Source organism: Levilactobacillus fuyuanensis, from assembly GCF_003946395.1.
Lineage (GTDB): Bacteria > Bacillota > Bacilli > Lactobacillales > Lactobacillaceae > Levilactobacillus > Levilactobacillus fuyuanensis.
This window is the reverse complement of sequence record NZ_RHNZ01000034.1, coordinates 1-10,093: the sequence shown is the minus strand read 5'-3', so window position 1 is coordinate 10,093 and position 10,093 is coordinate 1. Positions and strand designations below refer to the sequence as shown.

Here is a 10,093-nt window from a genome sequence, read left to right as displayed (position 1 = left end):
GTGCTAGTGCGCCACGTTGAAAACGTGATAAAGTAGATGTACCCAAAGTAATCACTCCCTATATTGGTTGGAATTAGCTACTACCATTGTAAGTGATTGCTTTGGGCTTTTTAATTTCTGTTCGGATTAATTATAGAATTTGCCTTATCAAAAGAATGCCTGACGCAGACGATCCGCGAGAAAAGTCCGAAGTCTATCATGCGGTTGGACGAGTTGCCGGCTTAGTTGCCCTAGCAGCTGCAATTATCTGGCTATTACCTTGGGTTTACAGTCTATTCACTTAATTTAAAAAGGAGCCTGCCAAATGAAGAAAGGAAAAGAATTTATCTTCCCAGAAAACGTTGATAAAGATTACGGGATCTGGAAAGACTACACCTTGAAGGATTTTGGCATAGCGGGACTGGCAGGACTAGTGGGCTTAATTTTTATTGCGATCCCACCCTATGGGTTGATTTTAGTCCTGATAAAAATAGTGATTGTTGTCTTAGCCATGACGATTGTCATGGCTATTTTAACAATTAGGCCAGTTGCGGCGCGGAAGAATATTAAAGTGCGGGATAACTTTAAGTTGAAACGTCGCTATGCCAATGGTCAGAAACTGTTTTATTTACAACCGAAGAAGCGAGGTGAACTAAATGCGTTTGAAGAAGAGCAAAATCGCCAATAAATCAGCGGAACTCGACTGGGATTACCAACCGCCTAAAATCAATGGTGGCAAAGAGACCATTGATGACATGAGCTTGGTGGTGGGTATGTATGGTAATTACGAAGTTACCAAAACGGGTAATCTCGTTGGCATTTTGGAAGTTAGTGGGATCAACCTTGATCTACTTAATGAAACCGAACAACAGGACGTTTTTGAGGACTATGGCGCGTTTCTCATGAGTACCTTAGGTGAAGGCGTTGATGACACATTACAGTTCTTAGAACCAACAATACCTGTCAATATGACGGCTTATCTCAATGGTCTCAAAAGGCGGTATCTCGCACTACAAAAAGATCACCCCGAGCAACAGTTCAAAATTCAATTAATTGCCAGTTATTTGGACCACTTTACTAAAGTCCAGGAATCCAAAAACATGACGACGAAGCAACATCTGCTAATCGTTAAGGTGCCAATTAAGGACAAAAGTGTTAAGAGCTTAAACCTAGCGGTCACTCATTTAGACGAAAAGATCGAACAGGTTAAACGGGATATTGAAAATGCGTTAACGGACTTTGATGTGACGGCCAAAGTTTTGACTAGTCAGGAAGTCCAAGAGATTTTAAAGAACTTGATCAATTTTAATGGATAGGAGGCAACAGCATGAGTTTTGGTGATAAGGTCATTGATTTATTTATGCCAACTAAAAAAGAAAGTAATCAAGGCAACAGCGGCCAAACGGGTAGTAAGCCCAAACTGGAGGTTGAAGACTTTACCAAGCTGATTGATCGCGATAGCTTGCATTCACTATTCCCGTTCAGCTGGGAACAGTACCCCACCTATGTTCAATCGGGTGAGAACTTTATTCGAGTGTTAGCGATTGCTGACTATCCCAAACGAGTGTACGGCAACTGGTTGTCAGAATTGAAGCGCAAAAAAGGCGTTATCGATATTGTGCAATATATCGACAGCGCCAGTAACAATTCAATGATTACCTATTACAAGAAGACGATTCAAAATAAGGAAGCGCAGAAGCTCAATACGTTCGACCCGTATAAAAAGAAGATTCTGCAAAATTATATTGATTCAGCCAACATGCAACTAGATAAATACCTCGATAATTCTACCACATTTGTGTACCAACATATGCTCATTTATCTGCGGGCCAACAGTTTAGCGGAATTAGATGACTTAACCGAAAACGTTAAAAATACGCTGATTAAGCTACAAATGAAGCCCCTCGTGCCTGTTAAGGCCACCTTCCAAGCTTTTTGGTCAACCATGCCAATTAACGAGAACCTGATGGGGGATTACACCTATAAAGAAAGTAATACCGAAGTAGCCAGCAGTATGTTTCCCTTTGATGACGCCGAGATTTTGGACTTAAAGCCCAGGAGCGATATTGAAGGAGTTAACAAAGACACTAACAGTTTAATTGCCGTGGATATGTTGGACCGCAACAAGACCCTGAACCAAAATCAAGTGATTATCGGAACTTCCGGGGTCGGCAAGACGACCTATATGATCCAGAAAATCTTACGCTATGCCATTCAAGACTATCAAATCTACATTATTGATCCGGAAAATGAATATACCAAGATTGTTGAAGCATTGGGTGGGGCAGTCTTGCACTTAACTTCTAATGCGAAGTACAAAATTAACCCGCTACAAATCTTTTCCGAGGAAATCTTAAGCGCCGATGAAACGGTCACAAACCTTGATTTACTAGTCAAAGATAAAATCCAGCGATTAAAGGGATTATTTGAAGTCCTTAAAACCGGGATTACCCAAGTTGAGCTGGCAATCCTTGATGATGTCGTTAAACAAGCTTACGTCAACAGTGGCGTTTTGAAATATAGCCGCTTAAAAGAGGTTAAAGACGATCAATGGCCGACTTTGTCGAATGTCTATGACGAGTTGGAAAAACTGGCTGATAAGGACGCTGATAAATTTAGTCGGGTAAAAGACTTTTACTACATCTTAGGCAGTTATACCCATGGTTCTAACAGCCTATTTGACGGGCATACCAACGTAAACCTAAAGGGGAAGATCATTTCTTTTGATCTAAAACCACTACAAAGTGAACAGGAAGTCCAATCAGCGGCTTATCTGAATACCTTCCAGTATTTGTGGGACGAAATCACCAAAGATCGGCATAGCCGCAAGAAATTGTTTGTTGATGAATTTCACTTTTTAACCTTACACAAAGCGGCTGCCACCTTTTTCCATCAAGCCTACAAACGGTTTAGAAAATACAATGCCGGGGCGATTGCCGGAACGCAGCAAATTCAAGATGTGATCGAAGGCACAACGGACACCGGTCAAAATATTGGTGAAGCCATCATCGGGAACTCCTATACCAAAGTGTTCTTTGGCCTTGACGGTAAAGGCGTTGATGATGTGATTACGAAACTACGCATGACGTTCTCGGATAAGGAAAAGAAGTTACTAGAACGCCGTAGACAAGGTGAAGCCCTGATGATCTATGGTAGCCAACGCGCTTTTATGCGGGTGGAGCTAACCGAAGAAGAATTGCGGTTAATCGACCCAGAAGCTTACCAAGAAAAATACAACCGTGAGACCACCGGACAACCGGATTATCAAAAGCGTGTGATCCTGACACCAAGTGAAATTGACGCCTTGACTACCACCGAAGAGGAAGGAGGGACTTTAAATGAGTAAAGCAAACCAGCTATTGAATATTGAGGTTGGCACGTTCAAACGACAAGGGAACAAGTTAATCCTTGAACTCAATCACAATCAATTTCGATACGACCAATTAAGTGAGCTAAACGAATTAAAGCAAGTTGATCCCAATTTCTTGCAGTTGGTTAACGTGGTTGAGCAAGACCAGAAGGTCGTTTTGACTTATACCTTGCCAGATAAGGTCAAATCACTAAAGGAATTACCCCATGAAAATAAGGCGATCCGGTCAGCGATTGCTAATGAAATCATGAGCCAGGACGTGGTCACGGATAGTCAATACCATATTGCGTTGAACCCAGCCAATCTATGGTATTACCCAATGCAACACGTTTGGTACGCTTATCGCGCCAATGAACTCATGCCTTATGATGATAAGCACAGCAACTTAGCTAAGTACAAGGCTTTAATCCTATTTTGTTTAACGGGGACGCCATATGAACGGCTATTGAGCAACCCTAAAGAAGCCCTAGCCAAACACCCTGACGAGTATTTACAACAAGTGGCTAAAGCCACGTCGTTAGCCGAATTAAAAGAAGTGGTTAACGGCATTGAGGATTTTGTCAGTTACCACGAATGGCAAGCAGTTGAACAGAACCAGCAGAAAAACAAGCAACGTTTTTGGTTAAGTGTGACTGGGATTGCGATTGTGGCTGTGGTTGCTATCGGTTTAGTTCACAAAAATGATGAACGGAAGTATCAGAGCCTAGCTAATCAGAATCAAGCCCAGGGCACGCGATTAAGATATAGCGGGAAAATTCAAACGGCTTTAAATGATCAGAAGTGGTCAGAAGCCCAAAAAGCCATGAAAAAGGCCGGATACAGTTCAAACAAGCAAGCCCAAACATTCCTAAAGCATAAACAATACCAGCAAGCCTTAAAGGTTGATCCAAGTCAGTTAAACAAGGTTGTCAACACGGCTTATGCCAACCAAGATAGTAGCCAAGTGGCCGATTGGCAGTTACCAAGCAGTGCAACAAGTAAACAAAAAGACCAATTATCGCTAGAAAAGGCCATCGTCAACTACGATACCAATACGTTGAATAACCAATTATCCTTTGCCACTAATGGAGACGTGCTATTGAGAATCGGACAAGCTTTTGTAGCCCATAACGATACGCAAGACGCCCAGACCGTCCAAACCAAGTTAGCCGGCGTAAACAGTCCTAAAGCTAAGTATTTAAAAGCGCTGTTAAGCCTCAATTCCGCTAAGAACGAAGTTAGCGATGCGCAAAAGAAATTAGACGACGCCAACAAGATTGACGGCGGCAAAGATAAGGATAAAGACAAGAAGGTGGATTCGGCTAAGTCGGACTTAAAGAATGCGCAAAGCGATCAATCAGCAGCGCAAAAACAGGTCGATCAAGCCAAGCAAAAAGTGGGTGATTAAATGCAGGTACTGTCGTTTGAATATAAGAAAAAGAAGTGGAAGTTGATTGCTTATATTGTGGGCGGCGCCATTCTGCTAATCATCTTGCTAATTGCGGCAGTCACTGGTCAATTGCAAGAAAACAGCTGCGATGATTCGACTACCGCAACCCAGACCCAGCTCGATAGCAAGGACATGACGTCCAATGCTAAAAATATCTATGCGCATTGGAAACAGAAGTATGGCGCAACCCCACAAGCGGCCGCCGGTATTTTGGGGGTGTTACAACTAGAAAGTCGGCTTGATCCACAATCTGTTAATTCAAGTTCCGGTGCCACGGGCTTAGCCCAATGGTTAGATGGCCGAAAAGATAAACTGGAAGACTTAGCTCACAAAGAAAACAAACCAGCCACAAATCTCGGAGTGCAATTAGATTATCTCGACCAAGAATTGAACAGTAGTTACTATGCGTCAAATAAGAAGATATTCAAATACACGGACGTGCACAAAGCGACCAAGGACTGGTTGATGGATTTCGAGGGTATGAGCAAAAACCCGGAACAATGGTATCTAAGCCAAAGATACGGCTATGCCGATCACTGGTATTCAGTGTTTGGTGCCAGTGATCCAGTATCTAGTAATACGCTCGATAATGCTAGTACCGGCGACATTAACCAACTTGGTTGTAGCAGTGATCCGAGTTACTCCGGCGGTAGTATCGTCAAAAACGCGGAAAGCATGAAGGGGGACTTCTACTATGTGCAAACGCACCCCAGTCTTGATCTAGGTAGCGATTTAAAGAATCCCAATAAAACTGGTGGCACGGATTGTTCCGGCTTTGTCTGGTTAGCCTTGAATAAGGCTGGTTACAAGGTACCGGCCAACATGGGTTGGTTTACCGGCACAATGGCCAGTGACGCCAAAGGCAGTCATCAATATCTTAAACAAATCAGTGAAAATGACGAGAAAGCCGGCGATATTGTGATTGTCAATCAAGGCGCCGGCGCGGGAAACAACGGCCATACGGCCATTCTGTTAGGCAAATGGCAAGGCAAAGCCACCAAGATTATTGAGCAAGGTGGGACAGGTGACAAGATTAATGAAAGCACCTTTGGCACCGCCTTTTATAGCTTACTAAGTGGTAGTGATGTGACGTTAGCCCGGCCGATCAAGAAGTAAGGAGGATAAATAAATGAAGCGGAGCATGGTTTTAAGTGTTGCGATTGGTAGCTTGATCTTAGTTCTGTCATTAGGGGCGAATGCCTATCAACATAGCCAAGTTAAACAGGCGCAACAGCAGATCACGCGCATACAACAACAGAAGCGACAAGTTAGTCAGCAATTGGCTAAAACCAACCAACAAAAGCAGTTATTGAGCACCCAAATTGACAGTTATAAGACCTACCAAAATAATAAAGACAAAAGTTCGGCTGAACTTAGCTTTAATACGGTGGTCACCAAGTTCTTTGATGTCATGAATAACTTTAAGCCCAAGACCTACGGTCAGCGTAAAGATGGCGTTAAAAACTTGATTTCCGACAAGTTATATCAGCAATACTTTTCCAATAAAGGGACTTATGGCGATAGCAATAGTGTTTCAGCCAAGTTAAACCAACTGAATCTGTATACACAAAGTAAGCAGGGGCAAAACATGAAAGGCTTGGCGGTTGTTAGTTACCAAAGTAAGAGTGGCGACAACGACTGGCAAAAGGCGACGGTACTTTACCAGGTGACCTTCGATACCACCACGAATCGAATCACCGCGGTACAAAATTTAGGTAGTAGCTTTAAAGCCAGTGACCTTAATTAAACGGGTTAGCAAAGTCCTAGCGGTAATCGTGGTGGTTTTAGCCGTTAGTAGCTTTGCTAATCATCAATACGTGAATCACGTGGAAAAACAGCGATCAATCGTGACGTTAGCTAAGCACCCTAAAAAAGTGTTGTTCTTCTATCGCGATGATTGCCCGGATTGTCAATCCATTTTTCACCGAATCTATTGGCACAACGCAATTAGTCATAACATTGTGTTTATCAACATGAATCAGCCGCAGAATCGCCATTACATTCAGAAGTATCAACTAACGTCGGTGCCAACCTTGATCCATTGCAAGCAACGGTACACCGGAACCAACCAACAAAAGATTAAACAGATCGTAGGTGATTAGATGAAAAGTAAACTCTTAAATGCCATTAAAGCAAGCTGGCCGTATTTACTAACGCTAATCATTGGCTTGTATTTAGCGGAGATTTTAGCTGGCTCTGTCATGGCCTTGTCCCGTTATAAGCTAACCTTTGCGGATCATATGCCAACCGTATTAAAACAATTAGCTTTACACCCTTGGCACTATTACAACTTATATTTAGGCCAAAAGAACCCGGTACTAATTATTGTCAGTGTCGCCGTGATCCTATACACCATCTATTTTGCTTTGAAACGAAACAGCAAACATAAAGCGTGGGAAACTGCGGACACTGAAACTCACGGGAGTGCGACCTGGGGTGATCTAAAAGAATTGAGTAACCATTACTTTAGTATCAATGCCAAAGACCTGACAACAGCGTTTAACAACAGTACCAAGGCAGCAGTTCTCAAATCATTAGTCGACCGTGAGAAATCATCGAAGGGGGCAGATTAACATGAATGGCACAATTTTAGGAATCGTGGATAAGCAGGCTGTTTATCAGAACAACTCAACCAAACCCAACCGGAATATTTTTGTGGTCGGGGGTCCCGGTTCGTATAAGACCCAATCAGTCGTGATTACCAACCTGTTTAACGAAACGGAGAACAGTATTGTCGTCACCGATCCGAAAGGTGAATTATACGAAAAAACGGCCGGGGTTAAGTTAGCCCAAGGTTATCAAGTGCATGTCGTCAACTTTGCCAACATGACGCACAGTGACCGCTATAATCCCTTTGATTATATTCAACGGGATATTCAAGCCGAAACCGTCGCCACTAAGATCGTCCAAAGTGAGAATGCGGAAGGTAAGAAAGACGTGTGGTTCAGTACCCAACGGCAACTTTTGAAGGCACTAATTCTGTTTGTCATGAACCACCGGTCGCCAGAGCAACGGAACTTGGCGGGCGTAACCCAAGTCTTACAGGAAAATGATGTGGAAGCCGAAGAAAAGGGCACAGATAGTCCGTTAGATACCTTGTTCCTGGATTTGAAAATGTCCGATCCAGCGAGACGTGCTTATGAATTAGGTTTTAAAAAGGCGAAAGGGGAAATGAAAGCCAGTATTATTGAGAGCTTGCTGGCAACCATTTCGAAGTTTGTCGATCAAGAAGTGGCCGACTTTACCAGCTTTTCAGATTTTGATTTAAAAGAGATTGGCAATACTAAGGTTGTCCTATACGTGATTATTCCGGTGATGGATAACACTTACGAAAGCTTCATCAATCTGTTTTTCTCACAATTGTTTGATGAATTATACAAATTAGCTGCCGATCATCACGCTAAATTACCCCATCAAGTCGATTTTATCCTTGATGAATTTGTTAATTTAGGGAAGTTTCCGAAGTATGAAGAGTTCCTGGCAACTTGCCGGGGGTACGGTATTGGTGTGACGACCATTTGCCAGACCTTAACCCAGCTGCAAGCCTTGTACGGCAAGGATAAAGCCGAAAGTATCTTAGGGAATCACGCCGTTAAAATCTGCTTGAATGCGGCTAACGACGTGACCGCTAAATACTTTAGTGATTTGTTAGGTAAATCAACCGTTAAAGTCGAAACGGGAAGTGAGAGTACCAGTCATAGCAACGAAGAGAGCCATAGCAAAAGCGATAGTTACAGCTATACGAGCCGTTCGCTCATGACGCCCGACGAAATCATGCGTATGCCCGAAGATCGGAGTTTATTAATCTTTAGTAATGCGCGGCCGGTCAAAGCTACAAAAGCGTTCCAATTTAAACTATTTCCTGGCGCCGATCATTTGGTTAACTTGTCACAGAACGAGTATCAAGGCCAACCAGAAGCCAGTCAAGAAACTAATTTTAAAAACAAGGTAGATAAGTGGAATCAGACAGTTAAAGCACAGCACCAAGCCAAAAAAGCCGATCAGACAACTGATGATGAGGAAGACAAATTGCAGGACAACATCGATCAAGAATTAGAGACTAGACATAAGAAAATGCTGGGATAAGGATTATAGAGGGAGAGTAACTTATGAAATCATATAGGAAATATATAATCGCTGTAATGACAGTATTGCTGATTGCGGTTGGCCTAACTGCTTGTGGAAAGTCAACTGCACAAGATCTCCAGAGTCATCAATGGACGTTTGACTCTAGCAAAGGTGATGGTTTAGCCGCAACTGCCAAGTTTACTAAAAGCAATCTAACGCTAACCGAGGCTGGGTTTAGTGAAGTTTACACGTACGAGCTAACTAACAGTGGCAGAAATGAACAAATAAAATTTATTGGTAAGAATAGCGTTTCTGGAAAACAAGAGACTCGCTTATTTAAAATGGCAAACAAAATTAATTGTGATATTATGATCATGTAGCATATATTGATTGTTTTAACATCGATTTTATGTGTTGAGGAGGCTTTTTATGAAAAAACGAAAAATAACAGTTTTAAGCAGTTTTTGCTTGTTCGTAATAGGAATCAGCCTCATGTTTTTACTTCCAAGTACAGTGCTCGCAAAGTCAGAAGGAAAAGTGGTGAATGTAAAATTAACCACCGCATTAAAATTGCTCAAACAAAAGAAAAGAAAGATAACGTATGTCCTCTATGCTTCTAGATACTGCATTCATTGTCAAAAAATGAAAAAGATTTACCGACAAGCTATTGCTAAGCATCCTAACAAGGAAATCTTTAAAGTCGATTTAGCTAACGAACCTAATTCTAGCTATAAAAAATTAAAGGGACTGCATGTAAATGCTATACCAACTTTAATAAAATACAATGGCACCCATGAGGTTACACGTTTAGTTGGAGAATCCAAAATTTCAGTAGTAGACAAGTTCTTACAATAAGGGTTCCTTAAAAATTAGAGGAGTTGTTGATTATGAGTAAGGCAAAACATTTTAAAAAAATATTTATCGGACTACTAATGTGCTCAGTTACTGTATTACTTGGCTCGTTCTTATTCCCAATTAATGGTTCGGCTAAAACTAGAGTTGGATCTTATTAACATAATTTAAATACAGAGCTTAAATATTCAAACTTGAGTGCAAAGGTTTCGTCTTTGAGCTCAAGCAATGCACAGCAAGATGTTTCTAATGGCAAATTCTATAATTAATCCGAACAGAAATTAAAAAGCCCAAAGCAATCACTTACAATGGTAGTAACTAATTCCAACCAATATAGGGAGTGATTACTTTGGGTACATCTACTTTATCACGTTTTCAACGTGGCGCACTAGCAC

The 10,093-nt window shown here is 41.8% G+C and carries 11 protein-coding genes and 1 pseudogene; all 12 read left to right on the top strand.

Going from position 1 to position 10,093, the window contains the following annotated elements:
- Positions 1-143: 143 nt before the first annotated feature.
- Positions 144-284: pseudogene (locus tag EKM73_RS12370) on the top strand (CagC family type IV secretion system protein); the annotation flags it as partial.
- A 20-nt stretch (positions 285-304) separates the two neighbouring features.
- The gene (locus tag EKM73_RS12365) at positions 305-667 is read left to right on the top strand and encodes a conjugal transfer protein (protein WP_125694901.1); all 363 of its coding nucleotides are present in this window, start codon (positions 305-307) and stop codon (positions 665-667) included.
- Entirely contained in the window at positions 636-1,295 is a 660-nt protein-coding gene (gene trsD / locus EKM73_RS12360; protein WP_125694899.1) for a TrsD/TraD family conjugative transfer protein, read from the top strand. Before EKM73_RS12365 ends, trsD begins: the two co-directional genes overlap by 32 nt.
- An 11-nt stretch (positions 1,296-1,306) precedes the next feature.
- A complete protein-coding gene (locus EKM73_RS12355; RefSeq protein ID WP_125688727.1) occupies positions 1,307-3,325 on the top strand; it encodes a VirB4 family type IV secretion system protein in 2,019 nt (672 codons plus the stop codon).
- Positions 3,318-4,736, top strand: a complete 1,419-nt coding sequence (locus EKM73_RS12350) for a type VII secretion protein EssB/YukC (RefSeq protein WP_125702106.1) — start codon at positions 3,318-3,320, stop codon at positions 4,734-4,736. Before EKM73_RS12355 ends, EKM73_RS12350 begins: the two co-directional genes overlap by 8 nt.
- Complete coding sequence (locus tag EKM73_RS12345) at positions 4,737-5,894, top strand: phage tail tip lysozyme (RefSeq protein ID WP_125702105.1); 1,158 nt, start codon at positions 4,737-4,739, stop codon at positions 5,892-5,894. It begins immediately after the preceding gene.
- A gap of 13 nt (positions 5,895-5,907) precedes the next feature.
- Positions 5,908-6,525, top strand: a complete 618-nt coding sequence (locus EKM73_RS12340; protein WP_125688721.1) for a hypothetical protein — start codon at positions 5,908-5,910, stop codon at positions 6,523-6,525.
- The gene (locus tag EKM73_RS12335; protein WP_125688719.1) at positions 6,512-6,880 is read left to right on the top strand and encodes a thioredoxin family protein; all 369 of its coding nucleotides are present in this window, start codon (positions 6,512-6,514) and stop codon (positions 6,878-6,880) included. The genes EKM73_RS12340 and EKM73_RS12335 overlap by 14 nt, the downstream gene beginning before the upstream one ends.
- Positions 6,881-7,351, top strand: coding sequence for a hypothetical protein (locus EKM73_RS12330; RefSeq protein WP_057784762.1), 471 nt, complete (start codon positions 6,881-6,883; stop codon positions 7,349-7,351). It begins immediately after the preceding gene.
- Position 7,352: 1 nt separating this feature from the next.
- Positions 7,353-8,864 carry a VirD4-like conjugal transfer protein, CD1115 family gene (locus EKM73_RS12325; protein WP_125688717.1) on the top strand — a complete coding sequence of 504 codons (1,512 nt, stop codon included), beginning with the start codon at positions 7,353-7,355 and terminating at the stop codon, positions 8,862-8,864.
- A 23-nt stretch (positions 8,865-8,887) separates the two neighbouring features.
- Entirely contained in the window at positions 8,888-9,226 is a 339-nt protein-coding gene (locus EKM73_RS12320) for a hypothetical protein (RefSeq protein WP_057784760.1), read from the top strand.
- A gap of 49 nt (positions 9,227-9,275) precedes the next feature.
- Positions 9,276-9,701, top strand: a complete 426-nt coding sequence (locus EKM73_RS12315; RefSeq protein WP_034529862.1) for a thioredoxin family protein — start codon at positions 9,276-9,278, stop codon at positions 9,699-9,701.
- Positions 9,702-10,093: the final 392 nt, after the last annotated feature.

Coding starts and splice junctions, on each gene's coding strand:
- EKM73_RS12365 (WP_125694901.1), top strand. CDS start 305: ATGAAGAAAGGAAAAGAATTTATCTTCCCAGAAAACGTTGATAAAGAT.
- EKM73_RS12340 (WP_125688721.1), top strand. CDS start 5,908: ATGAAGCGGAGCATGGTTTTAAGTGTTGCGATTGGTAGCTTGATCTTA.
- EKM73_RS12355 (WP_125688727.1), top strand. CDS start 1,307: ATGAGTTTTGGTGATAAGGTCATTGATTTATTTATGCCAACTAAAAAA.
- EKM73_RS12320 (WP_057784760.1), top strand. CDS start 8,888: ATGAAATCATATAGGAAATATATAATCGCTGTAATGACAGTATTGCTG.
- EKM73_RS12325 (WP_125688717.1), top strand. CDS start 7,353: ATGAATGGCACAATTTTAGGAATCGTGGATAAGCAGGCTGTTTATCAG.
- EKM73_RS12345 (WP_125702105.1), top strand. CDS start 4,737: ATGCAGGTACTGTCGTTTGAATATAAGAAAAAGAAGTGGAAGTTGATT.
- EKM73_RS12350 (WP_125702106.1), top strand. CDS start 3,318: ATGAGTAAAGCAAACCAGCTATTGAATATTGAGGTTGGCACGTTCAAA.
- trsD (WP_125694899.1), top strand. CDS start 636: ATGCGTTTGAAGAAGAGCAAAATCGCCAATAAATCAGCGGAACTCGAC.
- EKM73_RS12330 (WP_057784762.1), top strand. CDS start 6,881: ATGAAAAGTAAACTCTTAAATGCCATTAAAGCAAGCTGGCCGTATTTA.
- EKM73_RS12315 (WP_034529862.1), top strand. CDS start 9,276: ATGAAAAAACGAAAAATAACAGTTTTAAGCAGTTTTTGCTTGTTCGTA.